This window comes from Streptomyces sp. NPDC060000, assembly GCF_042737375.1.
Lineage (GTDB): Bacteria > Actinomycetota > Actinomycetes > Streptomycetales > Streptomycetaceae > Streptomyces.
In genome coordinates, this window is record NZ_JBHWUU010000109.1 from 1 (window position 1) to 26,486 (window position 26,486).

The window sequence follows — 26,486 nt, forward strand, 5'->3', positions numbered from 1 at the left end:
CGCATCCACCCCGTCAACCCCATGAACCCCACCAACCCCTGGGCCAACAGCCCTACCGGCGCAGGTCCCGGAGTTCGTCCAGTTCGGCGGCGTACGGCGGTTCCGCGCCGGCCCGTGAGCAGGTGATCGCCGCCGCGCGGGCAGCGAACCGCAGCAACCGCTCCCAGTCGTCGGCGCCCAGGTCCGCGAGCCCCTCCGGGGACAGGGCGTCCCGTACCGAAAGGCCGTGCAGCAGAGCCGCGTTCACGGTGTCCCCGGCGCCGATGGTGTCCACGACCTCCACCTGCTCGCCCGGCACCGAGTACACGGCGCCGCCCTGGGCGAAGGCGGTCAGTCCGTCCCCGCCCTGGGTGATCACGACAGCGGACGGACCGGCGGACAGCCACTCGCGCGGAGTGCCGCCCAGCCACGCGGCGTCCTCCTCGGAGAGCTTGAGCAGCGACACCGAGGGCAGCCAGCTCTTGAAACGGGCCCGGTAGGCGTCGGCGTCGGGGATCAGCCCGGCCCGGATGTTCGGGTCGAGCGCCGTGAACAGCCCCTGCGCCGCCGCGGCCCGCATCAGCTCCTCGTACGCGCTCGCACCGGGCTCCAGGACGAGCGAGCAGGTGCCGAAGGACACCGCGCGCGTGCCCGTGGGCAGCGAGTCCGGGGCGGTGAACAGCCGGTCGGCGGTGCCGTCGACGTAGAACGAGTAGGCGGCCGAACCGTTCCCGTCGAGGGTGGCGACCGCGAGGGTGGTCGGCTCCGTACCGCGCTGAACCGCGGACACGTCCACGCCCGAGTCCCGCAGCCGGGCGAGCAGCGCCTCGCCGAAGGCGTCCCGCGAGGTGCGGGAGCAGAAGGCCGTGGCGGAGCCCAGGCGGCCGAGGGCCACGGCCGTGTTGTACGGGCCGCCGCCGAGCGCCGGCCGGAGAGCCGCGAGGGCGCCCGCGCCCTGCGGTACCAGGTCGATCAGGGCCTCACCGGCGACGACGATCACGGAGCGGTTCCTCTCTGGCCTGCGACCGCCCGGACCGTTGTCCGCGGGGCAGCCGCACGACGTGCGATGGACGACGGAGCGGGTGAGCCGCCGGCCGGGAAGCTACCCCATTGCGGAGCCGTGCGTAAAAGCCTGCGTCGAGCGCCCTGGGCCGCCGGCGCCCGCCGTTCAATCCCAGTCCCACCCGATGCCGACCATGCCCGGCCGCACCCGTGGTTCGACGAGGTGTACCGAGCGGTGCCGGCCGCTCAGCGGCAGCTCCTGGCGGCCGCCGCGCGGGGCCGCCGCCGAGTGCTGGGTGAACCGGTGGCAGCGCACCGGCACGGCGTTCTCGTCGAAGCGGATCTGGAGGGCGTACTGGCCGCCGGCCGCGCCGAAGCCGCGGACGTACTCGCGGGACACGTCGGCGGTGCCGTCCTCGACGCCGTAGCGGAAGAGGAAGGTGTCGCCGGCCCGCAGGCGGGTGTCGAAGAGGAGCTCGGCCACGAGCACGCCGGTGTCGTGGTGGCGCCGGACGCGGCCGGCCCGGCAGTTCTCCAGGGCGTGCACCGTCATCCGCTCGGGTGCGCATCCGGGGTCGCCGTGGTGGACGGCCACGAAGCGGTCCACGCCGTCACGGTGGGCCCGCACGATGTGCTGCGACTCGCGTCCCAGGAGCTCCCGGCGCGACCCGATGCGGACCCGCTCGTGGTGACCCAGGGTGTGCAGCCCGCCGTCGACGGGGCACTCCAGTTCGCCGAGCAGTTGTTCGAGGATGCCGGAGGCTGCCAGGAGCGAGCGGTAGGAGCGGCCCGCCGACGGCCCGGTCACCGTGGGGCCGGCCCCGCCGCCGGGCTCCGCGAGCAGCCGGATCAGGGACTCGTCCGGCAGCTGCAGGATCTCCTCCAGCGCGCGTACGGCACGCAGCGACTCGGGACGCTGCGGCCGCCGGGCGCCCTGCTGCCAGTAACTCAGGCTCGTCACGCCCACCTTCACCCCGTAGCGCGACAGATGGTGCTGGACGCGTTGCAGGGGCAGGCCACGGGCGGCGATCGCGGCCCGCAGCGCGACGTGGAAAGGACCGCCGCGCAGGGCCGTGTCCAGTTCCGCGGAGGCGGCGTCGACGGCGGCGTCCGCGTGCTGTGTGGCGTGCGGCATGCAGGGGCCTCTCTGTGAATGCTCACGACGGCTGGTCGGACCGTTCGTGTGGGTGATCGGGGCCCGGCCGGTGCCGCCGGAGCCCCTTCACATCCGTAGGGCGCCCTCAGGGCCCGAGTTCCCCCGCATTGAAGCGTGTTGACCAAGTCCCGACAACACCTGATGCCCGAGTGGCACGTGCGTGTGGCCGAGTCGGTGCCTGCGGTGCCCGTCGGTGCTGCCCGCTTGTCCACAGCCCCTGCGGACACCCGGCCGTTGTCCACAGCCCACCGGAGTGTCACCCCGCGCCAGTAGGGTGTGAGACATGGCCGACCCCTCCAGCTACCGCCCCAAGCCGGGACAGATCCCGGACTCTCCCGGGGTGTACCGGTTCCGCGACGAGCACCGCCGGGTGATCTACGTCGGAAAGGCGAAGAGCCTGCGTCAGCGCCTGGCGAACTACTTCCAGGATCTGGCCGGCCTTCACCCGCGCACCCGCACGATGGTCACCACGGCCGCGTCGGTGGAGTGGACGGTGGTGTCCACGGAGGTCGAGGCGCTCCAGCTGGAGTACTCCTGGATCAAGGAGTACGACCCCCGGTTCAACGTCAAGTACCGCGACGACAAGAGCTACCCGTACCTCGCGGTGACCATGAACGAGGAGTACCCGCGCGTCCAGGTGATGCGCGGCCACAAGAAGAAGGGCGTCAGGTATTTCGGGCCGTACGCGCACGCGTGGGCGATCCGGGACACGGTCGACCTGCTCCTGCGGGTCTTCCCCGTGCGCACCTGCTCCGCCGGCGTCTTCAAGAACGCCGCCCGCACCGGCCGGCCCTGTCTGCTCGGCTACATCGGCAAGTGCTCGGCGCCGTGCGTCGGCCGGGTCTCCGCCCAGGAGCACGGCGAACTCTCCGAGGACTTCTGCGACTTCATGGCCGGCCGTACCGGCACCTACCTCCGCCGCCTGGAGAAGCAGATGATGGAAGCGGCCGAGGAGATGGAGTACGAGCGGGCCGCCCGCCTGCGCGACGACATCGAGGCGCTCAAGAAGGCCATGGAGAAGAACGCGGTCGTGCTCGCCGACGCGACCGACGCCGACCTGATCGCGGTCGCCGAGGACGAGCTGGAGGCGGCCGTCCAGATCTTCCACGTCCGCGGCGGACGCGTACGCGGTCAGCGCGGCTGGGTGACCGACAAGGTGGAGGACGTCACGACGGGCGCCCTCGTCGAGCACGCCCTCCAGCAGCTGTACGGCGAGGAGCGGGGCGACTCCGTGCCCAAGGAGGTCCTGGTCCCAGCCCTGCCCGAGCCCGTCGAACCCGTCCAGGAGTGGCTCACCCAGCGCCGCGGGTCCAACGTGTCTCTGCGCATCCCGCAGCGGGGCGACAAGAAGGACCTGATGTCGACCGTCGCACGCAACGCGCAGCAGGCGCTCGTCCTGCACAAGACCAAGCGCGCCTCCGATCTGACCACGCGCTCGCGTGCCCTGGAGGAGATCGCCGACGCCCTCGACCTGGACAGCGCGCCGCTGCGGATCGAGTGCTACGACATCTCGCACCTTCAGGGCGACGACGTCGTGGCCTCCATGGTCGTCTTCGAGGACGGGCTCCAGCGCAAGAGCGAGTACCGCCGCTTCCAGATCAAGGGCTTCGAGGGCCAGGACGACGTCCGCTCCATGCACGAGGTGATCACCCGCCGCTTCAGGCGGTACATCGCCGAGAAGGAGCGGACGGGGGAGTGGACCGACGGCGCCGACACCCTCGCCGACGGCACCGGGACTGCCCTGGCCGACGGCACCGGGACGGCCCTCGTCGACGGCACCGAGGCGCCCCTCACCAGCAGCCTCAAGGACGACGACGGCCGCCCCAAGCGCTTCGCCTACCCGCCCCAGCTCGTCGTCGTCGACGGCGGTCAGCCGCAGGTCGCGGCGGCCAAACGGGCGCTGGACGAGCTCGGCATCGACGACATCGCCGTCTGCGGCCTCGCCAAGCGCCTGGAGGAGGTCTGGGTGCCGGACGACGACGACCCGGTCGTCCTGCCCCGCAGCAGCGAAGGCCTCTATCTGCTCCAGCGCGTTCGCGACGAGGCCCACCGCTTCGCGATCACCTACCAGCGCACCAAGCGGGCCAAGCGCTTCCGCGCCGGGCCCCTGGACGAGGTGCCCGGCCTCGGCGAGACCCGCAAGCAGGCACTGATCAAGCACTTCGGCTCGGTGAAGAGGCTGCGCGCCGCGACGATCGACCAGATCTGCGAGGTCCCCGGCATAGGCCGCAAGACGGCCGAGACCATCGCCGTGGCCCTGGCCCGGGCGGCAGCGCCCGCCCCCGCCGTGAACACGGCGACCGGAGAGATCATTGATGATGAGGAACCCGATACGACAGCGGGTTTCCCCGGAGACCCCGTGACGACGGGCGCTCCGGAAGAACGACGGGGGCAGGAGACATGACCGAGCACGACGCACACCCCGCGGCAGAGCAGGAACAGACGCCCACTACGGTGCCCACAGGCGCGCCCCAGCAGGGACCCAGGGAACCCGGCGAGGATTCCCCCGCGCACCCCGCGGTCCCCGACAGCCCTCAGCAAGAAGTACGGCAGGAAGACGGAGCACAGGTGAGTACGGACGTCACGCCGCCCGGGATCCCCGAGGCGGCCATCCCCGAGCTGGTGATCATCTCCGGCATGTCCGGGGCCGGCCGCTCGACGGCAGCCAAGTGTCTGGAGGACCTCGGCTGGTTCGTCGTCGACAACCTCCCGCCCGCCCTGATCCCCACCATGGTGGAGCTGGGCGCCCGCTCCCAGGGCAACGTGGCGCGGATCGCGGTCGTCGTCGACGTCCGCGGCCGGCGCTTCTTCGACAACCTCCGCGAGTCCCTCGCGGACCTCGAGACGAAGGGCGTCACCCGCCGGATCGTCTTCCTGGAGTCCTCCGACGACGCCCTGGTCCGCCGCTTCGAGTCCGTGCGCCGCCCACACCCGCTCCAGGGCGACGGCCGCATCGTCGACGGCATCGACGCCGAGCGCGAGCTGCTGCGTGAGCTGCGCGGCGACGCCGACCTGGTGATCGACACCTCCAGCCTCAACGTGCACGAACTGCGCGCCAAGATGGACGCCCAGTTCGCCGGTGACGAGGAGCCCGAGCTGCGGGCCACCGTCATGTCCTTCGGCTTCAAGTACGGTCTGCCGGTCGACGCCGACCTCGTCGTGGACATGCGCTTCCTGCCCAATCCGCACTGGGTCCCCGAGCTGCGCCCCTACACCGGCCTCAACGAGGAGGTCTCGGCGTACGTCCTCAACCAGCCCGGCGCCAAGGAGTTCCTCGACCGGTACGCCGAGCTCCTCCAGCTGGTTGCCGCGGGCTACCGCCGCGAGGGCAAGCGCTATGTGACCATCGCGGTCGGCTGTACCGGCGGCAAGCACCGCTCGGTGGCCATGTCGGAGAAGCTCGCCGCGCGACTCGCGGCCGAGGGCGTGGAGACGGTGGTCGTGCACCGGGACATGGGACGGGAATGACAGGACGTTCTCCACGGCTCGGCCGGCTGCGCAGGGCCGCCCCCGACGGGCGCGTGAGCCGGCCGGTCGAGGCCCGCGGCGGCAAACCGCGCCGCCGCGGCACCCAGCCCAAGGTCGTCGCCCTCGGCGGCGGCATGGGACTGTCGGCCTCGCTCACCGCGCTGCGCCGGATCACCGGCGACCTCACCGGCGTCGTCACGGTGGCCGACGACGGTGGTTCCAGCGGACGTCTGCGCGAGGAGCTGGGTGTGCTGCCGCCCGGCGACCTGCGCAAGGCGCTGGCCGCGCTGTGCGGTGACGACGACTGGGGGCAGACCTGGGCGCGGGTCATCCAGCACCGTTTCCAGTCGCAGGGCGAGATCAACGGCCACGCGGTGGGCAACCTGCTGATCGTCGCCCTGTGGGAGCAGCTGGGCGACCACGTGCAGGCGCTGGACCTGGTCGGCAGGCTGCTGGGCGCGCAGGGGCGGGTGCTGCCCATGTCCGCCGTACCGCTGGAGCTCCAGGCGCTGGTCAAGGGGCACGATCCGGAGCGGCCGGACGACGTCGACACCGTACGGGGACAGGCGACCGTGGCGTTGACGCCCGGCGAGGTGCAGTCCGTGCACCTGGTGCCGCACGACCCGCCGGCCGTCCCGGAGGCGGTCGCCGCCGTCCTGGACGCCGACTGGGTGGTGATCGGACCCGGCTCCTGGTTCTCCTCGGTCATGCCGCACCTGCTGGTGCCCGATCTGCTGGACGCCCTCGTGGAGACGAAGGCGCGCCGTGTGCTCTCCCTGAACCTCGCCCCGCAGCCCGGAGAAACCGACGGCTTCTCCCCGCAGCGTCATTTGGAGGTTTTGGGGCGACACGCCCCTAAACTCGCCCTGGACGTGGTGCTGGCCGACGTGGCCGCCGTGCCCGACCGCGACTCGCTGACCGACGCCGCCAAAAGGTTCGGCGCCGCGGTCGAGCTGGCGCCGGTGGCCCGGCCCGACGGAACCCCGAGGCACGACCCGGAGCTGTTGGCCGCCGCGTACGACCGTATTTTTCGGATGCATGGAAGGATCGGCCCATGGCGATGACGGCAGCGGTGAAGGATGAGATCTCCCGGCTTCCCGTCACCCGGACCTGCTGCAGAAAGGCGGAGGTCTCCGCGATTCTGCGGTTCGCCGGCGGCCTCCACCTGGTGAGCGGGCGCATCGTGATCGAGGCGGAGCTGGACACCGCGATGGCGGCCCGCAGGCTCAAGCGGGACATCCTGGAGATCTTCGGGCACAGCTCGGAGCTGATCGTGATGGCGCCGGGCGGTCTGCGCCGCGGCTCGCGCTATGTCGTGCGGGTGGTCGCCGGCGGTGACCAGCTGGCCCGGCAGACGGGACTCGTCGACGGCCGCGGCCGCCCGATCCGGGGTCTGCCACCGCAGGTGGTCTCAGGCGCGACCTGCGACGCGGAGGCGGCCTGGCGCGGGGCCTTCCTCGCGCACGGCTCGCTCACCGAGCCGGGCCGCTCGTCCTCCCTCGAGGTGACCTGCCCGGGCCCGGAGGCCGCGCTCGCGCTGGTCGGCGCCGCCCGCAGGCTGTCCATCGCCGCGAAGGCCCGCGAGGTGCGCGGGGTCGACCGGGTCGTGGTCCGTGACGGCGACGCGATCGGCGCGCTGCTCACCCGGCTGGGCGCACACGATTCGGTGCTGGCCTGGGAGGAGCGCCGGATGCGCCGCGAGGTGCGCGCCACGGCGAACCGGCTCGCGAACTTCGACGACGCCAACCTGCGCCGCTCGGCGCGCGCGGCCGTCGCCGCCGGGGCCCGTGTCCAGCGCGCCCTGGAGATCCTCGCCGACGAGGTTCCCGAGCATCTCGCGGCGGCCGGCCGGCTCCGCATGGACCACAAGCAGGCCTCCCTGGAGGAGCTGGGCGCGCTCGCCGACCCGCCGCTGACGAAGGACGCGGTCGCCGGGCGGATCCGCCGGCTGCTGGCGATGGCCGACAAGCGCGCCTCCGACCTCGGCATCCCGGGCACGGACGCCAACCTCAGCGACGAGCTCGCCGACAACCTGGTCGGCTGACGGCCCTTCAGAACGCCGGTGGCGTCGTCCGAACGGGCGACGCCACCGGCGTTTTCGTGGCTTTGTGGCGCTCTTGACTGGATCATGAACTGTCATGAGCCTGGCAGGGTTCGCTGCTGGGGCGGACTCAGGCTAGGGGGGTTCATGAGACGAAGAGCGAGATCGATCCTCGCTGTCGGCGCGCTGCTGCTCGGTGGAGCGGCACTCGCACCCGTCGCCCAGGCACAGCCCGGCAACACACCGAAGCCCGATGCGGACGAGGTCAAGGTCTTCCGCGCCGACGTCACGCAGCAGCAGGTACCCCTGCTGCTGGCGACCGGCCAGGACGGTCAGGAACTCAGTGAGCAGGTGCCCCGCAAGGGCACCGCCACGGTCGAGGTCTACCTCACCGACAAGCAGGCGAAGAAGCTCGGGAAGCAGGGCGTCGAACTCACCGAGCACACCCTTTCGGCCAAGGCGGAGAACCGCCTCGACGCGGCCTCCGACGGGGTGTTCCGCCCCTACAGCGGCAGCGGCGGCCTCAAGGAGGAGATCCTCCGCACCGGCCAGGAGAACCCGGGCCTCACCAAGGTCGTCTCGCTCGGCAAGACCGTCGGCGGCCAGGACATCCTCGCGCTCAAACTGACCAGGGACGCGAAGAAGTCCACGGACGGCTCCAAGCCCTCGGTGCTGTACATGTCCAACCAGCACGCGCGTGAGTGGATCACCCCGGAGATGACCCGGCGGCTGATGCACTACTACCTGGACCACTACAAGACCGACCAGCGCGTCAAGAAGATCGTCGATTCCAGCGAGCTGTGGTTCGTCCTGTCGGCCAACCCCGACGGCTACGACTACACCTTCGAGAACGCCGCCAACCGCCTGTGGCGCAAGAACCTGCGGGACGTCAACGGCGACGGCGTGATCTCCACCGGTGACGGCGTCGACCTCAACCGCAACTTCGCCTACAAGTGGGGCTACGACAACGAGGGTTCGTCCCCCAACCCCACCAGCGAGACCTACCGCGGCGCGAGCCCCGGCTCCGAGCCCGAGACCAAGGCGCTCGACGCCTTCGAGAAGCGGATCGGCTTCACCTACGGCATCAACTACCACTCCGCCGCCGAGCTGCTCCTCTACGGCGTCGGCTGGCAGGTCGCGACCGACACCCCGGACGACGTCGCCTACAAGGCGCTCGCCGGCACCCCCGGCAACTCCGCGGTCCCGGGTTACCACCCACAGGTCTCCTCGGAGCTGTACACCACCAACGGCGAGGCCGACGGGCACGCGGCGAACGTCAACGGCATGGGGATGTTCACCCCCGAGATGTCGACCTGCCAGACCGCGTCGGGCATCGACCCGAACGACCGGTGGAACGCCTCCGACTGCCAGTCGGTCTTCAACTTCCCGGACGACGAGAAGCTGATCCAGGACGAGTTCGCCAAGAACGTCCCGTTCGCGCTCTCCGTCGCCGAGAGCGTCGCGCACCCCGACACGCCGTCGTCCTCGGTCGGCCTGAGCGCCGCCGACTTCACCCCGGCGCCGTTCACCACGTCGTACTCGCGCGGCAAGGACCAGAAGATCTCCGTCGTCGTACGCAAGGCGATCCGCGACAAGGAGCTCAAGTACCGCGTCAACGGCGGCCGTACGCGGGACCAGGAACTCAAGGCCTGGAAGGGCGGCGAGACCTACGGCGGTGCGGACAACCTCTACTTCGACGAGTACCGGGCCAAGGTGAAGGAGGGCAAGCCGGGCGACAAGGTCGAGGTGTGGTTCACGGGCGAGACCAAGAAGGGCAAGAAGGTCTCCAGCGCGCACTTCACCTACACGATCGCCGACCGCCCCAAGGCCGACACCCTGGTCGTGGCCGAGGAAGGCACGGCCGCCACACAGGCGCAGACCTACGTCGACGCGCTGAAGGCCAACGGCCGCAAGGCGCTCGTCTGGGACGTCGCCACCCAGGGCGCGCCCGACGCGCTCGGCGTGCTGAGCCACTTCGGCACGGTCGTCCACTACACGGGCGCGAGTGTCCCCGGCAACCCGACCCAGCTCGAACTGCGCGCCTTCCTCAACGAGGGCGGCAAGCTGATCGAGGCGGGCGAGCTGGCCGGCGGCAGCGTCGCCCTCGCCGACGGCACCCCCTCGAACGACTTCAGCCAGTACTACCTGGGCGCCTACTCCCGTACGTCGACCCCCGGCGCCACCGGCTTCACCGGCTCCGGCAGGCTCGGCGGCGCCGGCGCAACCCTCGGCCCGGCGACCGGCAACCCGCTCGACCGGGCGGGCACCTACGGCGTCACCTCGGACGAACTGCCGGCCGCCGCGTACCCGCAGTTCGCCGGCGCCGGTGCCGGCCAGTTCGCCGGGACGGTCAACCCGTACGGTCCGTACACGGGCTCGTACATGGCCGCCGCCGTGCACACCGACGACGGCTACAAGCGCCTCACCCGCACCATCGACCTCAGCGGTGTCGCCGCGGCGAGCAAGCCGGCTCTGCGCACCCGGCTGCTGTGGGACACCGAGCCCGGCTACGACAACGCCGTCGTCGAGATCCACACGGTCGGCGCCGACGACTGGACGACGCTCCCCGAGGCGGGCGGCGCCACCAGCACCGCCGTACCCGCGGAGTGCGGCGCCGGGTTCTACGTCGGCGAGCACCCCTGGCTGAAGCACTACCTCACCCCCGGTTCCGGCGACTGCGCCGCGAGCGGCACCACCGGCTCCTGGAACGCCCTCACCGGCGCCTCCAGCGGCTGGCAGCAGCTGAACTTCGACCTCAGCGGCTACGCGGGCAAGAACGTCGAGATCTCGATCGCCTACGTCACCGACCCCGGCAGCGGCGGCCACGGAGTCCTCGCGGACGACGCCTCGCTGGTCGTCGGCGGCACCGCCACCGAGACGGAGGGCTTCGAGACGTCACTCGGGGCCTGGCGGGTCACGGGGCCGCCCCCGGGCAGCCCGGCCGTCCTTAAGGACTGGGCGCGCACCGGCGCCCTGTTCCAGACCTACGGAGCGGTCACCACCGACGACACCGTGCTGCTGGGCTTCGGCCTGGAGCACGTCACCTCGGCGGCCGACCGCAGGACGCTCATCGGAAAGGCACTCAACTCACTTGAGAGCTGAAACGCGGCGGTCAACTCCCAGTGACAGTTCGTAATCGAATCGAGTGATCGGGTCTTCCGGCCTGGGCGGTCCGTACCCCTACTGGCGGGTACGGACCGCCCTGCCGTGTATGGGCGGAGTCGATGTCACTCCGGCGGCCTCGGAGAGGTAGGGTCGGTGGTGGTCGGGGACATCCCAAATACAGCTCGCCGGCACCGCATAGCCGGCGTACCAACGAGGAGATCGGTTCGTGACGATCCGCGTAGGCATCAACGGCTTTGGCCGCATCGGTCGTAACTACTTCCGCGCGCTGCTGGAGCAGGGTGCTGACATCGAGATCGTGGCTGTCAACGACCTGGGTGACACCGCGACCACCGCACATCTGCTCAAGTACGACACCATCCTGGGCCGCCTCAAGGCCGAGGTGTCGCACACCGCCGACACGATCACCGTCGACGGTCACACCATCAAGGTGCTGTCCGAGCGCAACCCGGCGGACATCCCCTGGGGCGACCTGGGCGTCGACATCGTGATCGAGTCGACCGGCATCTTCACCAAGAAGGCCGACGCCGAGAAGCACATCGCCGGCGGCGCCAAGAAGGTCCTGATCTCGGCTCCGGCCAAGGACGAGGACATCACCATCGTGATGGGCGTCAACCAGGACAAGTACGACGCGGCCAACCACCACGTCATCTCCAACGCCTCCTGCACCACCAACTGTGTGGCGCCGATGGCCAAGGTCCTCGACGAGAACTTCGGCATCGTCAAGGGTCTGATGACGACGGTCCACGCGTACACCAACGACCAGCGCATCCTGGACTTCCCGCACTCGGACCTGCGTCGCGCCCGCGCCGCCGCCGAGAACATCATCCCGACCACCACGGGTGCCGCCAAGGCCACCGCGCTGGTCCTCCCGCAGCTCAAGGGCAAGCTCGACGGCATCGCCATGCGCGTGCCGGTCCCGACCGGCTCGGCCACCGACCTGGTCGTGACCCTCCAGCGCGAGGTCACCAAGGACGAGGTCAACGCCGCGTTCAAGAAGGCCGCCGACGACGGCGACCTCAAGGGCTACCTGACGTACACCGAGGACCCGATCGTCTCCTCGGACATCGTCGGCGACCCGTCCTCCTGCACCTTCGACTCCTCCCTGACCATGGTCCAGGAGGGCAACTCGGTGAAGATCCTCGGCTGGTACGACAACGAGTGGGGCTACTCCAACCGCCTCGTCGACCTGACGGTCTTCGTCGGCGACCAGCTCTGACCGACAGAGCGGGCACCTCGATGTGAGCGCAGGGCTCGGGCAGCGCAGGGACGCGCCGCCCGAGCCCTGACGCACGTACGGATCAGCCTTCCTCACGGTCGCCGGCGATCACGAGCGATCACGAGCACCACGAGCCCTTCTCAGGAGCCCCCGTAATGAAGACGATCGACGAACTTCTCGCCGAAGGCGTCGCAGGCAAGCGGGTCTTCGTCCGCGCCGACCTCAACGTGCCGCTCGACAGCGGCACCATCACCGACGACGGCCGTATCCGCGCCGTCCTGCCCACCGTCAAGGCCCTCGCGGACGCGGGCGCCAAGGTGGTCGTCGCCTCGCACCTGGGCCGTCCCAAGGGCGCGCCGGACCCCGCCTTCTCGCTCGCCCCCGCCGCTGACCGGCTGGGCGAACTCCTCGGCTCCGCCGTGGCCTTCGCGACCGACACGGTGGGCGAGTCCGCCGCCGCCACGGTAGCGGGCCTCGCCGACGGGCAGGTCGCCGTCCTGGAGAACCTGCGCTTCAACGCGGGCGAGACCAGCAAGGACGACGCCGAGCGCGGCGCCTTCGCCGACCGGCTCGCCGAACTCGCCGACCTGTACGTGGGCGACGGCTTCGGCGCGGTGCACCGGGGACACGCCTCGGTCTTCGACCTCCCGGCCCGCCTGCCGCACGCCGCCGGCTACCTCATCGCCACCGAGGTCGGCGTCCTGAAGAAGCTCACCGAGGACGTCAAGCGGCCCTACGTCGTGGCCCTCGGCGGTTCCAAGGTCTCCGACAAACTCGCCGTCATCGACCAGCTGCTGGGCAAGGCGGACCGCCTCCTCATCGGCGGCGGCATGCTGTTCACCTTCCTGAAGGCCAAGGGGTACGAGGTCGGTACCTCCCTCCTCCAGGAGGACCAGCTCCCGGTCGTCCAGGAGTACATCGAACGGGCGGAGAAGAACGGCGTCGAGCTGGTCCTCCCCGTCGACGTGCTGACCTCCACCGAGTTCCCGGACCTGAAGACCAAGGCGCCGGGGAACCCCCACACCGTCGCCGCGGACGCCATCCCCGCCGACGAGCTGGGCCTGGACATCGGTCCCGAGACCCGCAAGCTCTACGCATCGAAGCTCGCCGACGCCGGCACCGTCTTCTGGAACGGCCCCATGGGCGTCTTCGAGCACCCCGACTACGCCGAGGGCACCAAGGCGGTCGCCCAGGCCCTCATCGACTCCCCGGCCTTCACGGTCGTCGGCGGCGGCGACTCCGCCGCGGCCGTCCGCCTCCTGGGCTTCGACGAGAACGCATTCGGCCACATCTCGACCGGTGGCGGCGCCTCCCTCGAATACCTCGAGGGCAAGACGCTCCCCGGCCTCGCCGCACTGGAGGGCTGACCCGCATGACCACTCGCACGCCGCTGATGGCGGGCAACTGGAAGATGAACCTCAACCACCTCGAGGCCATCGCCCACGTCCAGAAGCTCGCCTTCGCCCTGGCCGACAAGGACTACGAGGCCGTCGAGGTCGCCGTCCTGCCGCCCTTCACCGACCTGCGCTCCGTGCAGACGCTGGTCGACGGCGACAAGCTCAAGATCAAGTACGGTGCCCAGGACATCTCGGCGCAGGATTCCGGCGCCTACACCGGCGAGATCTCCGGCGCCATGCTCGCCAAGCTGAAGTGCACGTTCGTGGCGATCGGCCACTCCGAGCGCCGCCAGTACCACAACGAGACCGACGAGCTCGTGAACGCCAAGGTCAAGGCCGCCTACAAGCACGGTCTGACCCCGATCCTGTGCGTCGGTGAGGAGCTGGACGTCCGCGAGGCGGGCAACCACGTCTCGCACACCCTCACCCAGGTCGAGGGCGGCCTCAAGGATCTCCCGGCCGAGCAGGCCGAGACGATCGTGATCGCCTACGAGCCCGTGTGGGCCATCGGCACCGGCAAGGTCTGCGGTGCCGAGGACGCGCAGGAGGTCTGCGCCGCCATCCGTGGCAAGATCGCCGAGCTCTACACCCAGGAGCTGGCCGACAAGGTCCGCATCCAGTACGGCGGCTCCGTGAAGTCCGGCAACGTCGCCGAGATCATGGCGCAGGCCGACATCGACGGCGCGCTGGTCGGCGGTGCCTCACTGGACGCCGAAGAGTTCGTCAAGATCGTGCGCTTCCGCGATCAGTGATCCGAACTGTGAGTATGCGGTAGCGGCGATCCGTCGTACCCTTGCGGGGGCATAGCGGTTGTCGCTATGCCCCCGTCGTTCGTCCGAGTCGTTATCCGAATCCGAGGAAGTTGGTCCAGCCGTGGTTTTGGGGTTCTCGATCGCCCTGATCGTCTTCAGCCTGCTGCTGATGCTGCTGGTGCTGATGCACAAGGGGAAGGGCGGCGGCCTCTCCGACATGTTCGGCGGCGGTATGCAGTCGTCCGTCGGCGGCTCCTCGGTCGCCGAGCGCAACCTGGACCGCATCACCGTCGTGATCGGTCTGCTGTGGTTCGCCTGCATCATCGTTCTCGGCATCGTGATGAAGACGAACAGCTGATCAGCTTCGCACAGGCACGCACATTCCGGTACGTAAGGCCCCATGTTCGGTACGCGCAGCTGAGCGCGGCCTATCATGGGGCTTGCGTCTAGGTGTGGAAGCTGTAACTCCAAGCACTGGACGCGCGTTGGGCCTTACGTAGACTGAGGCGCTCGCAGCGAAGCGAAACGCCGACTCGCTTTGCGGCACCATCACGCAGGGAGTTACGACCGTGGCAAGTGGCAACGCGATCCGAGGAAGCCGGGTCGGGGCGGGGCCGATGGGCGAGGCCGAGCGGGGCGAGTCCGCGCCGCGTCTGCGCATCTCCTTCTGGTGCTCCAACGGACACGAGACGGTGCCCAGCTTCGCCAGCGACGCGCAGGTTCCCGAGACCTGGGACTGCCCGCGCTGCGGCTTTCCCGCCGGACAGGACCGGGACAACCCCCCGGACCCACCGCGCACCGAGCCCTACAAGACGCACCTCGCCTATGTGCGGGAGCGGCGCAGCGACGCGGACGGCGAGGCGATCCTCGCCGAGGCGCTCGCCAAACTGCGGGGCGAGATCTAGCAACCGAGACCGGCCGGGTGCCCGAGGGCGCCTGGCCGGACCCGTTTCACGTACGGGCGGCTGTCCGCCCGTCGGCCGTGGACACCGTACGGCGTCCACTCGTCGCCGCCCGCGCCCGGGCCATGCCTCCCGAGCCATGCCCCCGGCCACGCCGGCGGCCCCCTCTTCGCTCGCCCTCGCCTTCCTGCTGACCACCCCTCAGGCCTTCAGGCGCTCCTCGGGAACGTCTCCATGGCCCTGTTCCCGCGCACTCTCCCCGGCCCCGCGTTGATACCCGTGGGCAACGCGGACGTACCTGTTGTTGCCCCGTACGACCGTGGCCCGTCCGCTCGTGTGACGCGCTGATCAACTAGGTTGGAACCGGCGGGCAAGACGTGCGCAGCACGGACAGATGAGGAAAGAGGGCTGAAGTCCGACATGAACGCAGACGGCCGTACGAGGCTCAACCGGACGCCCGAGTGGACCGCTCTGGCCGAACACCGCGAGGAACTCGGCGAGGTGCGGCTACGGGAGCTGTTCGCCGCCGACCCCGGGCGCGGTGCCGGATACACGCTGCAGGTCGGTGACCTGCACATCGACTACTCCAAGCACCTGGTCACCGACGAGACACTGCGGCTCCTGCGCGAACTGGCCGCCGCGACCGACGTCTTCGGCCTCAGGGACGCCCTGTTCCGCGGCGAGAAGATCAACACCACCGAGGACCGTGCCGTCCTGCACCCCGCCCTGCGCGCCCCGCGCGACGCGGTGATCGAGGTCGACGGGGAGAACGTCGTCCCGGGGGTGCACGCCGTCCTCGACAGGATGGCCGACTTCGCCGACCGGGTCCGCTCCGGCGCCTGGACCGGCCACACCGGCCGGCGGATCCGCAACGTGGTGAACATCGGCATCGGCGGCTCCGACCTCGGTCCGGCGATGGCCTACGAGGTGCTGCGCGGCTACACCGACCGCGACCTCACGGTCCGCTTCGTGTCCAACGTGGACGGCGCCGACCTGCACGAGGCCACCCGCGACCTGGACCCGGCCGAGACGCTGTTCGTCATCGCGTCGAAGACCTTCACCACCATCGAGACGATCACCAACGCCACCTCGGCCCGCAGCTGGCTGCTGGACGCGCTCGGCGGGGGAGAGACGGCCGTCGCCAAGCACTTCGTCGCCCTGTCGACGAACGCCGAGAAGGTGGCCGGCTTCGGCATCGACACGGCCAACATGTTCGAGTTCTGGGACTGGGTCGGCGGCCGCTACTCCTTCGACTCGGCGATCGGCCTGTCGCTGATGATCGCCATCGGCCCGGACCGCTTCCGGGAGATGCTCGACGGCTTCCACCTCGTCGACGAGCACTTCAGGACCGCGCCCGCCGAGTCCAACGTGCCGCTGCTGCTGGGGCTGTTGGGGATCTGGTACGGCAACTTCCACGACGCCCAGTCGCACGCCGTGCTGCCCTACAGCCACTACCTGTCCAAGTTCGCCGCCTATCTCCAGCAGCTGGACATGGAGTCCAACGGCAAGTCCGTCGACCGGGACGGCAGGGAGGTGGACTGGCAGACCGGCCCGATCGTCTGGGGCACGCCGGGCACCAACGGGCAGCACGCCTATTACCAGTTGATCCACCAGGGTACGAAGCTCATCCCGGCGGACTTCATCGGCTTCGCCGAGCCGGCCGCCGAGCTGAGCGAGGAGCTCAGGGCGCAGCACGACCTGCTGATGGCGAACTTCTTCGCCCAGACGCAGGCACTGGCCTTCGGCAAGACGCCGGACGAGGTGCGTGCGGAGGGTGTGCCGGAGGAACTGGTGCCGCACAAGACGTTCAAGGGCGACCACCCCACGACCACGATCCTCGCGCGTGAGCTGACCCCCTCGGTCCTCGGCCAGCTCGTCGCGCTCTACGAGCACAAGGTGTTCGTGCAGGGCGCGGTGTGGAACATCGACTCCTTCGACCAGTGGGGCGTGGAGCTCGGCAAGGTGCTCGCCAAGCGCGTCGAGCCCGCCCTCACCGAGGGCGCCGAGGTCCCCGGCCTGGACGCGTCCACCAAGGCCCTGGTCGCCAAGTACCGGGAGTTGCGCGGCCGGTAGCGGTCACCGCACGGGAGAGGCGGGAAGCGGGAAGCGGGCGGCACATGGCCGTCCGCTTCCCGTAGACTCCCCGGCGATCATGAGGCCGATCTCTCGGGGGGAGAGCAACGTGACCAGTACGCGCAGGAGTTGGACCGACGGCTCGCTGACCGTCCGCTCCTTCCTGAAGCCCTATCGGGTGGCTTCGGCGGTGTTCCATCCGGCGTGGATACCGGAAGCGGTCGATCCGACGGTGGAACGGCTCAAGCGCGGCAGGGTCATCGCCGGGGCGGTCGCTGCCGTCGGGGTCTACACCTTCGTCCAGGGCGGTTTCGCCTTCGAGGAGATGCTGGAGAACACGGCGATCGCCTCCGCCGTCCTGTTCTTCCTCACCCCTCTCACGGTCGGCGTCATGCTCTTCATCTGGCGGCGCACCGGCACCGTCCGCCAGTTGAGGACGCCGCTCGTCGACTCCCTCAAACTGCTGCTGCTCTTCGTCGGCTGTCTTCTCACGACCGTGGGGATCTTCCGGTCGAGCGAGATGTTCGGGCTGGTGCCGAAGATGCTGCTCACCCTGGTGGGCCTCTGGATGGCCGTCTTCGTGATGGCCGGCGCCGTCCGGCTGTCGGGGAACTTCTTCGGCTCCGCCGCGGTGCACCGCTGCCTGCCGCCGCTGCTCGCCACGGTGACGACCTGGCTGATGGCCGTCTCCGACCTGGTCACCGGCGATCTGCACGGACTGAACCTCACGATGGGCGTCGTCTTCATCCTGGGCGCACCGGTGACGGTCACGGGGCTCGCGCTGCTGGAGATGCGCCGCCTCAAGCGGCGGTACGGCATCCGGCTCGGGGCCCACCCGGCCACCCTGCCGCCGACACCCGCGGGGGCGGCGCCCCAGGTCCCGCCCCAGGGGAACCCGTACGGGCAGCTGTACGCACCGGTCCCCGGACAGCCGTACGCACCGGCCCCTGGACAGCCGTACGCACCGGCCCCGGTACAGCCGCACGCACCGGTCCCCGGACAGCCGTACGCACCGGCCCCGGTACAGCCGCACGCACCGGTCCCCGGACAGCCGTACCCCCAGGGCAACCCCTATCGGCAGGGCGCGCCCTCACCGTACGCCCCGTCGCCGCAGCAGCCGTACGGTTCCTACCGGCCCCACAACGGGCAGAACCCGTACGGTGGTTGACCGTACGGGTTCTGTGGAGCGGTTGACCGGGTCAGGCGGACGCCGGAGGGTACAGCGACCTCGGAAGCTGTGAGGCCGCCGCCGTGTCCAGGAGCCACAGGGTGCGGGACCTGCCCCGGGCGCCCGCCGCCGGGGCCTGGATCTCGCCCGCGCCGGACAGGGCGATCGCCGCAGCCTGTGCCTTGTCCTCGCCGGCCGCGAGCAGCCACACCTCACGGGCCGCCCGGATCGCCGGGAGGGTGAGGGTGATCCGGGTCGGCGGGGGCTTGGGCGCGCCCCGGACGCCGACCACCGTCCGCTCGGTCTCCCGCACGGCCGGCAGCTCCGGGAAGAGCGAGGCCACATGGGTGTCCGGGCCGACGCCCAGCATCAGGACGTCGAAGGCGGGCACGCCGCCATGGTTCTCCGGTCCTGCCGCGCGGGCCAGCTCCTCGGCGTAGGCGGCCGCGGCCGCCTCCACGTCGGCGCCGTACGGACCGTCGGACGCGGGCATGGCGTGCACGCGCTTCGCGTCCACGGGGACGGAGTCCAGCAGCGCCTCTCGGGCCTGCGTGATGTTGCGCTCCGGGTCGCCCTCGGGCACGAAGCGCTCGTCGCCCCACCACAGGTCGAGCCGGGCCCAGTCGACGGCGTCGCGGGCGGGCGCGGCGGCCAGCGCGGCCAGCAGACCGTTGCCGTTGCGGCCGCCCGTGAGGACCACGGACGCCTGGCCCCGGGAGGCCTGGGCGTCCACGATCTTCGTGATGAGACGGGCCGCGGCGGCCTGCGCCATCAGTTCCTTGTCGTGGTGCACGACCAGCTGGGGAGTGCTCACTGCGGGTCCGCTTTCCTGACCGGCGGCATCTGCGCCGGAGAAGGCCGGTCGGCATCGTCCTGTCCCGAGGGGGTGGCGGGCGACGCAGCCGGCGCGGAGTCGCCGCCCGCCGCCGGCTCCGGCACCGTACGGACCGGGAGGGACGGCGTGGGCTGGGTGGCGGCCTCGGCCCGCTCCGCCACCCGCTCCGCGGCCGACTGGAGCCCGCCGAGCCGGTCCACGCCGAACCGCAGCGCGGACGCGTACGTGTCGTCGGGGTCGAGCCTGCGCAGCTCCTCCGCGAGCAGCTCGGACGTCTCGCGGCGCTTGAGCGCAACCGCGCGGTCCGGCTGGCCCGGCAGCGCCAGGGTGGCCATCGCGCCGTCGGACCGGTGCAGCGTGATCGGGCCGCCGGTGGTCTCCATCCGGACCTGGGTCAGACCGGGGCCGGCCGAGACCGCGCGCCGGACGTGCACATGGAGCCGGTCGGCGAGCCACATGGCGAGCAGTTCGACGCTCGGGTTGGACTCCTCGCCAGCCACTTCCGCGGACACGATCTCGCAGCTGACCTGGTCGAGCGCGGCGGCCAGCATCGAGCGCCACGGGGTGATCCGGGCCCACGCCAGGTCGGTGTCACCCGGCTCGTAGCCCTCGGCGCGGCCCCGCAGCTCGTTGATGGGCTTCTCGGCCGCGTAGCTGTCGGTGACCCGGCGCTGGCCCAGGGCGCCCAGCGGATCGCCCGCGGGGTCGCGCGGAGCGTCCACCGACCACCAGACCACCACCGGCGCGTCCGGCAGCAGCAGCGGCAGCACGACGGACTGGGCGTGGTCGGAGACCTCGCCGTACAGCCGGAGGATCACCGTCTCGCCGCTGCCCGCGTCCGCGCCCAGCCGCACCTCGGCGTCGAGGCGGGACTGGGTGCGGCCCCGGGGGGAGCGCGAGACGCGCTTGATGACCACGAGCGTGCGCGAGGGGTGCTCGCGCGACGCGTCGTTGGCCGCCTTCAGGGCGTCGTAGGCGTTCTCCTCGTCCGTGACGACGACGAGGGTGAGCACCATGCCGACGGCGGGTGTGCCGATCGCGCGGCGGCCCTGCACCAACGCTTTGTTGATCTTGCTGGCAGTGGTGTCCGTGAGGTCCGTCTTCATGGCCGGCGCCAGCTCCGTCCGTCTCGCTCGAGCATCTGGTCGGCCTCGACGGGCCCCCAGGTGCCCGACGGGTACTGCGCGGGCTTGCCGTTCTTGTCCCAGTACTGCTCGATCGGGTCGAGGATCTTCCAGGACAGCTCCACCTCTTCCGTGCGGGGGAAGAGGTTCGAGTCGCCCAGCAGCACGTCGAGGATGAGCCGCTCGTACGCCTCGGGCGAGGACTCCGTGAAGGACTCGCCGTAGGCGAAGTCCATCGACACGTCCCGGATCTCCATGGAGGTGCCGGGGACCTTGGAGCCGAAGCGGACCGTGATGCCCTCGTCCGGCTGGACGCGGATGACGATCGCGTTCGCGCCGAGCTCCTCGGTGGCCGTGGAGTCGAAGGGAGAGTGCGGGGCCCGCTGGAAGACCACCGCGATCTCGGTGACCCGTCGCCCGAGGCGCTTGCCGGTGCGCAGGTAGAAGGGGACGCCCGCCCAGCGGCGGTTGTCGACCTCCAGCTTGACGGCCGCGTAGGTGTCGGTCTTCGACTTGGGGTCGATACCGTCCTCTTCGAGATAGCCGACGGCCTTCTCGCCGCCCTGCCACCCGGCCGCGTACTGACCGCGCACGGTGGCGCGGCCCAGGTCCTTCGGCAGCCGCACCGCGCCGAGCACCTTGGTCTTCTCGGCGGCCAGCGCGTCGGCGTCGAAGGAGGCGGGCTCCTCCATGGCGGTGAGGGCCATGAGCTGGAGCAGGTGGTTCTGGATGACGTCACGGGCGGCGCCGATGCCGTCGTAGTAGCCGGCCCGGCCGCCGATGCCGATGTCCTCGGCCATGGTGATCTGTACGTGGTCCACGAAGGACCGGTTCCAGATCGGCTCGAACATGGTGTTGGCGAAGCGGAGCGCCAGGATGTTCTGGACGGTCTCCTTGCCGAGGTAGTGGTCGATGCGGAAGACCTGGTCCGAACCGAAGACCTCGTGGACGACCTTGTTGAGCTCCTCGGCCGAGGCGAGGTCGTGGCCGAAGGGCTTCTCGATGACCGCGCGTCGCCAGGAGCCGTTCTTCTGGTCGGCCAGCCCGTGCTTCTTCAGCTGCTGGATGACTACGGGGAAGGACCGCGGCGGCACGGAGAGGTAGAAGGCGAAGTTGCCGCCCGTGCCCTGCGCCTTGTCGAGCTCCTCGATCGTGCCGCGCAGCCGCTCGAACGCCTCGTCGTCGTCGAAGGTGCCCTGCACGAAGCGCATGCCCTGGACGAGCTGCTGCCAGACCTCCTCGCGGAAGGGCGTGCGGGCGTGCTCCTTGACCGCGTCGTGGACCTCCTGTGCGAAGTCCTCGTGCTCCCACTCGCGGCGGGCGAAGCCCACCAGTGAGAAGCCCGGCGGCAGCAGACCCCGGTTGGCGAGGTCGTACACGGCGGGCATGAGCTTCTTCCGGGACAAATCGCCCGTGACGCCGAAGATGACCAGGCCCGACGGCCCCGCGATACGCGGGAGCCGTCGGTCGGCGGGGTCACGCAGCGGGTTGCTGCTCGACAGGGTTCAGCCCTCCGAGGGGGCGAGGCGCTGGAGCTCCGCCTCGGTCGACTTGAGCAGGTCGTTCCAGGACGCCTCGAACTTGTCCACGCCCTCGTCCTCGAGGAGCTGGACCACCTCGTCGTAGGAGATGCCGAGCTTCTCGACGGCGTCGATCTCGGCGCGGGCCTGCTCGTAGGTGCCGGCGACGGTGTTGCCGGTGATCGCGCCGTGGTCCTCGGCGGCGAACAGGGTCGCCTCCGGCATGGTGTTCACCGTGTTCGGCGCCACCAGGTCGTCCACGTACAGGGTGTCCTTGTAGGCGGGGTCCTTCACACCGGTGGAGGCCCACAGCGGACGCTGCTTGTTGGCGCCCGCCTTCTCCAGCGCGGCCCAGCGCTCGCCGGCGAAGACCTCCTCGTACGCCTGGTAGGCGAGCCGGGCGTTCGCGAGGCCGGCCTTGCCGCGGGCGGCCTTGGCCTCGTCGGTGCCGAGCGCGTCGAGCCGCTTGTCGATCTCGGTGTCCACGCGGGACACGAAGAAGGACGCCACCGAGTGGATCTTCGACAGGTCCAGGCCGCGCTCCTTGGCCTGCTCCAGGCCGGCCAGGTAGGCGTCCATGACCTGGCGGTAGCGCTCCAGCGAGAAGATCAGCGTGACGTTGACGCTGATGCCGAGGCCGATGACCTCGGTGATGGCCGGCAGGCCGCCCATCGTGGCCGGGATCTTGATCAGCGTGTTGGGGCGGTCGACCAGCCAGGCGAGCTGCCTGGCCTCGGCGACCGTCGGCTTGGTGTGGTGCGCCAGGCGCGGGTCGACCTCGATCGACACCCGGCCGTCCTGGCCGCCGGTGGCGTCGAAGACCGGGCGCAGGATGTCGGCGGCGTCGCGGACGTCCGCCGTCGTGATCATGCGGATGGCCTCTTCGACGGTGACCTTGCGGGCGGCGAGGTCCGACAGCTGCTGGTCGTAGCCGTCGCCCTGCGAGATGGCCTTCTGGAAGATCGACGGGTTGGTGGTGACGCCCACGACGTGCTGCTGGTCGATCAGTTCGGCGAGGTTGCCGGACGTGATCCGCTTGCGCGACAGGTCGTCCAGCCAGATCGCGACGCCTTCTTCGGAGAGGCGCTTGAGTGCGTCTGTCATGGAATTACATCTCCTACGGGTCGTGTGTGAGCGTCAGCGCTGGGCGGCGGCGATGGATTCCCGGGCCTTCGCGGCCACGTTCTCGGCAGTGAAGCCGTACTCCTCGAAGAGGACCTTGCCGTCGGCGGAAGCACCGAAGTGCTCCAGGGAAACGATGCGGCCGGCGTCCCCGACGTACTTGTGCCAGGTGAGGCCGATACCCGCCTCGACCGAGACCCGGGCCTTGACGGACGGGGGCAGAACGCTCTCCCGGTACCCCTGGTCCTGCTCCTCGAACCACTCGACGGACGGCATGGACACCACGCGCGTGGGCACACCGTCGGCTTCCAGCCGCTCGCGCGCCTCGACGGCGACGTGCACCTCGGAGCCGGTCGCGATGAGGATCACCTCAGGCGTCCCCGAGGAAGCCTCGAACAGGACGTAGCCGCCCTTGGCCGCGTTCTCGTCGGGCTCGTAGGTCGGTACGCCCTGGCGGGTGAGGACCAGCCCGTGCGGGGCGCCCTTGCCGAAGACCTTCGTCCAGCGCTTGAGGATCTCGCGCCAGGCGATGGCCGTCTCGTTGGCGTCGGCCGGGCGGACCACGTTCAGGCCCGGGATCGCGCGCAGCGACGCGAGGTGCTCGACCGGCTGGTGCGTCGGGCCGTCCTCGCCGAGACCGATGGAGTCGTGTGTCCACACGTAGGTGACGGGCACGTGCATCAGGGCGGACAGGCGTACGGCGTTGCGCATGTAGTCGGAGAACACGAGGAACGTGCCGCCGTAGACGCGCGTGTTGCCGTGCAGGGCGATGCCGTTCATCTCCGCGGCCATGGAGTGCTCGCGGATACCGAAGTGGATGGTGCGGCCGTACGGGCTCGCCTCGGGCAGCGGGTTGCCCTCGGGGAGGAACGACGACGTCTTGTCGATCGTCGTGTTGTTGGAGCCCGCGAGGTCGGCGGAGCCGCCCCACAGCTCGGGGATGACCGAGCCGAGCGCCTGGAGCACCTTGCCGGACGCGGCACGGGTGGCGACGCCCTTGCCGGGCTCGAAGACCGGGAGCTTCTCCTCCCAGCCGGTGGGCAGTTCGCCCGCGGCGACGCGGTCGAACTCGGCGGCGCGCTCGGCGTTGTTGTCCCGCCAGAGCTGGAAGGACTTCTCCCACTCCGCCTTCGCGTCGGCACCCCGCTGCAGGGCGCCGCGGGTGTGGGCGATGACCTCGTCCGCGACCTCGAAGGACTTCTCCGGGTCGAAGCCGAGGACGCGCTTGGTGGCCGCGACCTCGTCGTCGCCGAGCGCCGAGCCGTGCGCGGCCTCGGTGTTCTGCGCGTTCGGCGCGGGCCAGGCGATGATCGAGCGCATCGCGATGAACGACGGCTTGTCCGTCACCTGCTTCGCGGCCTCGATGGCGTCGTAGAGGGCGTGCGGGTCCAGGTCGCCGTCCGGCTTGGGGGCGACGCGCTGCACGTGCCAGCCGTACGCCTCGTAGCGCTTGGCGGTGTCCTCGGAGACGGCCGTCTCCGTGTCGCCCTCGATCGAGATGTGGTTGTCGTCCCACAGCAGGACCAGGTTGCCCAGCTTCTGGTGCCCGGCCAGCGAGGACGCCTCGGCGGAGATGCCCTCCTGGAGGCAGCCGTCACCGGCGATCGCGTAGACGAAGTGGTCGAACGGCGACTCGCCGACCGGGGCCTCCGGGTCGAACAGACCGCGCTCGTAGCGGGCGGCCATCGCCATGCCCACGGCGTTCGCGACACCCTGGCCCAGCGGGCCGGTCGTCGTCTCGACGCCCGTGGTGTGGCCGTACTCCGGGTGACCCGGCGTCTTCGAGCCCCACGTGCGGAACGACTTCAGGTCGTCCAGCTCCAGGCCGAAACCGGCCAGGTACAGCTGGGTGTAGAGCGTCAGGGACGAGTGGCCCGCGGACAGCACGAAGCGGTCGCGGCCGACCCAGTCGGCGTCCGCCGGGTCGTGCCGCATCACCTTCTGGAAGAGGGTGTACGCGGCAGGCGCCAGGCTCATCGCCGTACCGGGATGGCCGTTGCCGACCTTCTGTACGGCGTCGGCGGCCAGGACGCGGGCGGTGTCCACGGCCCGCTGGTCCAACTCGGTCCACTCGAGGTCTGTTGTGGTCGGCTTGGTGCTCACCCTGGGTCAGGGCTCCTCTCCACATGTCACGCATGTCGAATGCCGGTGCACGCGGCGCCCACCGGCCGTTGTCGAGCCTACCCCCGTGAGAACGTGCATTTTTTCGAGTCGATCCAGACTGCCGGGTAGCTTCGCGATCCGCCCCCCGACCGGTGTGTTCCCTGTTCGGCAAGTGAATACGGAGCCGCTCGTACGAGTGCTCAACAGAGTGCCTTCCGGCTCTTTCGCGGGCGTCGACCAACACGACCCCACCCCCGCGAATGTCGGGGTATGGGCAACGTCTACAGTGGCGTGGTACGCGTGAGCCTTTACCCCGCATTCACATGGGGAGGCTTGCTGGGAGTCTCTGTCAGGGGTGTGCGTGACGGCCGTTGAATCCCGTCCAGCGGGGATTGTCGGGGCGAGCCAGAGCCCGAGCCGGCGGCCGGTAGGGGCCCGGGTCAAGGCGTTCGTGGCGCTGACCAAGCCGCGGATCATCGAGCTGCTGCTGATCACCACCGTCCCGGTGATGTTCCTGGCGCAGCAGGGCGTTCCGGACCTCGGCCTGGTGGTCCTGACCTGCCTCGGCGGCTATCTGTCCGCGGGCGGCGCGAACGCGCTGAACATGTACATCGACCGCGACATCGACGCCCTGATGGACCGCACCTCGCAGCGCCCGCTGGTCACCGGGATGGTCAGCCCGCGTGAATGCCTCGCCTTCGGAATCACCCTCGCGGTGGTCTCGACACTGCTGTTCGGTCTGACCGTCAACTGGCTGTCGGCCTGGCTCGCCCTCGGCGCCCTCCTCTTCTACGTCGTCGTCTACACGATGATCCTCAAGCGGCGCACCTCGCAGAACATCGTGTGGGGCGGCATCGCCGGCTGTATGCCGGTGCTGATCGGCTGGTCGGCCGTGACGGACTCGATGTCCTGGGCGCCGGTCGTCCTCTTCCTCGTCATGTTCTTCTGGACGCCGCCGCACTACTGGCCGCTGTCCATGAAGGTCAGGGACGACTACGCGCGCGTGGGCGTGCCGATGCTGCCGGTGGTGGCCTCCAACAAGACGGTCGCCAGGCAGATCGTCCTGTACAGCTGGGTGATGGTCGCCGTCTCCCTGCTGCTGACCCCGCTGGGCTACACCGGGTGGTTCTACACCTCGGTCGCGCTGGTGGCCGGCGGCTGGTGGCTGTGGGAGGCGCACGCGTTGCAGAACCGCGCCAGGGCCGAGGCCACGGGCGGGAAGCTGAAGGAGATGCGGCTGTTCCACTGGTCCATCACCTATGTCTCGCTGCTGTTCGTGGCGGTCGCCGTGGACCCCTTCCTCCGCTGAGTCCCCGCTGAGCCCCGCCGGGTTCCCTTTCTTCGCCGGGTCCCCTCAGGACGGCCCGGTACGCCTCATCACGGCTGAACGGCCGGGGGGGGGGGTGAAGGGCCCCCCCCCCCCCCCGCGCCCGGCGAGCAAACCCGCGGGTGGCTACCGGGCCAGGGCGAAACCAAACAGGTTTTGGGTAAACACCACGCCA

General features: G+C 70.3%; 20 protein-coding genes. 13 read left to right on the plus strand and 7 right to left on the minus strand.

Annotation, left to right across the window (positions count from 1 at the left end):
* Nucleotides 1–52: 52 nt before the first annotated feature.
* Both ACFWBB_RS38355 and ACFWBB_RS38360 read right to left on the minus strand, forming a co-directional pair.
* Nucleotides 53–979 carry a carbohydrate kinase gene (locus tag ACFWBB_RS38355; RefSeq protein ID WP_385282570.1) on the minus strand — a complete coding sequence of 309 codons (927 nt, stop codon included), beginning with the start codon at nucleotides 977–979 and terminating at the stop codon, nucleotides 53–55.
* A gap of 168 nt (nucleotides 980–1,147) precedes the next feature.
* Nucleotides 1,148–2,116, minus strand: coding sequence for a hypothetical protein (locus ACFWBB_RS38360; RefSeq protein ID WP_385282573.1), 969 nt, complete (start codon nucleotides 2,114–2,116; stop codon nucleotides 1,148–1,150).
* Between the two features lie 304 nt (nucleotides 2,117–2,420).
* On the opposite strand from ACFWBB_RS38360, the gene uvrC reads away from it, so the two are divergent.
* From uvrC to ACFWBB_RS38420, 12 genes are all read left to right on the plus strand, one after another.
* On the plus strand, nucleotides 2,421–4,541 hold the full coding sequence (uvrC, locus tag ACFWBB_RS38365) for an excinuclease ABC subunit UvrC (protein ID WP_385282576.1): 2,121 nt from the start codon (nucleotides 2,421–2,423) through the stop codon (nucleotides 4,539–4,541).
* The gene (rapZ, locus tag ACFWBB_RS38370) at nucleotides 4,538–5,605 is read left to right on the plus strand and encodes an RNase adapter RapZ (protein ID WP_385282579.1); all 1,068 of its coding nucleotides are present in this window, start codon (nucleotides 4,538–4,540) and stop codon (nucleotides 5,603–5,605) included. Before uvrC ends, rapZ begins: the two co-directional genes overlap by 4 nt.
* Nucleotides 5,602–6,669 carry a uridine diphosphate-N-acetylglucosamine-binding protein YvcK gene (gene yvcK / locus ACFWBB_RS38375; RefSeq protein ID WP_385282582.1) on the plus strand — a complete coding sequence of 356 codons (1,068 nt, stop codon included), beginning with the start codon at nucleotides 5,602–5,604 and terminating at the stop codon, nucleotides 6,667–6,669. The genes rapZ and yvcK overlap by 4 nt, the downstream gene beginning before the upstream one ends.
* Entirely contained in the window at nucleotides 6,660–7,649 is a 990-nt protein-coding gene (gene whiA, locus ACFWBB_RS38380) for a DNA-binding protein WhiA (protein WP_385282585.1), read from the plus strand. The genes yvcK and whiA overlap by 10 nt, the downstream gene beginning before the upstream one ends.
* Before the next feature lie 144 nt (nucleotides 7,650–7,793).
* The gene (locus ACFWBB_RS38385) at nucleotides 7,794–10,748 is read left to right on the plus strand and encodes a M14 family zinc carboxypeptidase (RefSeq protein WP_385282588.1); all 2,955 of its coding nucleotides are present in this window, start codon (nucleotides 7,794–7,796) and stop codon (nucleotides 10,746–10,748) included.
* A 229-nt stretch (nucleotides 10,749–10,977) separates the two neighbouring features.
* Nucleotides 10,978–11,988 (plus strand): type I glyceraldehyde-3-phosphate dehydrogenase, encoded by a 1,011-nt coding sequence (gene gap / locus ACFWBB_RS38390; RefSeq protein ID WP_385282591.1) that lies wholly within the window; start codon nucleotides 10,978–10,980, stop codon nucleotides 11,986–11,988.
* Between the two features lie 155 nt (nucleotides 11,989–12,143).
* Nucleotides 12,144–13,355, plus strand: a complete 1,212-nt coding sequence (locus ACFWBB_RS38395; RefSeq protein WP_385282594.1) for a phosphoglycerate kinase — start codon at nucleotides 12,144–12,146, stop codon at nucleotides 13,353–13,355.
* 5 nt (nucleotides 13,356–13,360) lie between these two features.
* The gene (tpiA, locus tag ACFWBB_RS38400; protein ID WP_385282597.1) at nucleotides 13,361–14,137 is read left to right on the plus strand and encodes a triose-phosphate isomerase; all 777 of its coding nucleotides are present in this window, start codon (nucleotides 13,361–13,363) and stop codon (nucleotides 14,135–14,137) included.
* A 127-nt stretch (nucleotides 14,138–14,264) separates the two neighbouring features.
* The gene (secG, locus tag ACFWBB_RS38405; RefSeq protein ID WP_020131907.1) at nucleotides 14,265–14,495 is read left to right on the plus strand and encodes a preprotein translocase subunit SecG; all 231 of its coding nucleotides are present in this window, start codon (nucleotides 14,265–14,267) and stop codon (nucleotides 14,493–14,495) included.
* A gap of 211 nt (nucleotides 14,496–14,706) precedes the next feature.
* Nucleotides 14,707–15,042, plus strand: a complete 336-nt coding sequence (locus ACFWBB_RS38410; protein ID WP_078615979.1) for an RNA polymerase-binding protein RbpA — start codon at nucleotides 14,707–14,709, stop codon at nucleotides 15,040–15,042.
* Between the two features lie 417 nt (nucleotides 15,043–15,459).
* Entirely contained in the window at nucleotides 15,460–17,112 is a 1,653-nt protein-coding gene (pgi, locus tag ACFWBB_RS38415; RefSeq protein ID WP_385282601.1) for a glucose-6-phosphate isomerase, read from the plus strand.
* A 109-nt stretch (nucleotides 17,113–17,221) separates the two neighbouring features.
* A complete protein-coding gene (locus tag ACFWBB_RS38420; RefSeq protein ID WP_385282604.1) occupies nucleotides 17,222–18,280 on the plus strand; it encodes a hypothetical protein in 1,059 nt (352 codons plus the stop codon).
* 31 nt (nucleotides 18,281–18,311) lie between these two features.
* On the opposite strand, the gene pgl is transcribed toward ACFWBB_RS38420, so the two are convergent.
* The 5 genes from pgl to tkt are packed head-to-tail and all read right to left on the minus strand — an operon-like array spanning nucleotide 18,312 to nucleotide 24,984.
* Entirely contained in the window at nucleotides 18,312–19,094 is a 783-nt protein-coding gene (gene pgl / locus ACFWBB_RS38425) for a 6-phosphogluconolactonase (RefSeq protein WP_385282607.1), read from the minus strand.
* Nucleotides 19,091–20,221: a glucose-6-phosphate dehydrogenase assembly protein OpcA gene (opcA, locus tag ACFWBB_RS38430; RefSeq protein ID WP_385282610.1), complete on the minus strand. Its 1,131-nt coding sequence runs from the start codon at nucleotides 20,219–20,221 to the stop codon at nucleotides 19,091–19,093. The genes pgl and opcA overlap by 4 nt, the downstream gene beginning before the upstream one ends.
* On the minus strand, nucleotides 20,218–21,741 hold the full coding sequence (zwf, locus tag ACFWBB_RS38435; RefSeq protein ID WP_385282622.1) for a glucose-6-phosphate dehydrogenase: 1,524 nt from the start codon (nucleotides 21,739–21,741) through the stop codon (nucleotides 20,218–20,220). Before zwf ends, opcA begins: the two co-directional genes overlap by 4 nt.
* Nucleotides 21,742–21,744: 3 nt before the next feature.
* On the minus strand, nucleotides 21,745–22,863 hold the full coding sequence (tal, locus tag ACFWBB_RS38440; protein ID WP_385282613.1) for a transaldolase: 1,119 nt from the start codon (nucleotides 22,861–22,863) through the stop codon (nucleotides 21,745–21,747).
* Nucleotides 22,864–22,896: 33 nt separating this feature from the next.
* On the minus strand, nucleotides 22,897–24,984 hold the full coding sequence (gene tkt / locus ACFWBB_RS38445; protein ID WP_385282616.1) for a transketolase: 2,088 nt from the start codon (nucleotides 24,982–24,984) through the stop codon (nucleotides 22,897–22,899).
* A gap of 355 nt (nucleotides 24,985–25,339) precedes the next feature.
* Between tkt and ACFWBB_RS38450 the strand changes: the two genes are divergently transcribed.
* On the plus strand, nucleotides 25,340–26,293 hold the full coding sequence (locus tag ACFWBB_RS38450) for a heme o synthase (RefSeq protein ID WP_385282619.1): 954 nt from the start codon (nucleotides 25,340–25,342) through the stop codon (nucleotides 26,291–26,293).
* The last annotated feature ends 193 nt before the right edge of the window (nucleotides 26,294–26,486 follow it).

Excerpts from the sequence above, each read along its gene's own strand:
- ACFWBB_RS38360 (WP_385282573.1), bottom strand. The coding sequence starts at position 2,116 with ATGCCGCACGCCACACAGCACGCGGACGCCGCCGTCGACGCCGCCTCC.
- opcA (WP_385282610.1), bottom strand. The coding sequence starts at position 20,221 with ATGAAGACGGACCTCACGGACACCACTGCCAGCAAGATCAACAAAGCG.
- tpiA (WP_385282597.1), top strand. The coding sequence starts at position 13,361 with ATGACCACTCGCACGCCGCTGATGGCGGGCAACTGGAAGATGAACCTC.
- ACFWBB_RS38385 (WP_385282588.1), top strand. The coding sequence starts at position 7,794 with ATGAGACGAAGAGCGAGATCGATCCTCGCTGTCGGCGCGCTGCTGCTC.
- pgi (WP_385282601.1), top strand. The coding sequence starts at position 15,460 with ATGAACGCAGACGGCCGTACGAGGCTCAACCGGACGCCCGAGTGGACC.
- ACFWBB_RS38395 (WP_385282594.1), top strand. The coding sequence starts at position 12,144 with ATGAAGACGATCGACGAACTTCTCGCCGAAGGCGTCGCAGGCAAGCGG.
- whiA (WP_385282585.1), top strand. The coding sequence starts at position 6,660 with ATGGCGATGACGGCAGCGGTGAAGGATGAGATCTCCCGGCTTCCCGTC.
- tal (WP_385282613.1), bottom strand. The coding sequence starts at position 22,863 with ATGACAGACGCACTCAAGCGCCTCTCCGAAGAAGGCGTCGCGATCTGG.
- rapZ (WP_385282579.1), top strand. The coding sequence starts at position 4,538 with ATGACCGAGCACGACGCACACCCCGCGGCAGAGCAGGAACAGACGCCC.
- uvrC (WP_385282576.1), top strand. The coding sequence starts at position 2,421 with ATGGCCGACCCCTCCAGCTACCGCCCCAAGCCGGGACAGATCCCGGAC.
- yvcK (WP_385282582.1), top strand. The coding sequence starts at position 5,602 with ATGACAGGACGTTCTCCACGGCTCGGCCGGCTGCGCAGGGCCGCCCCC.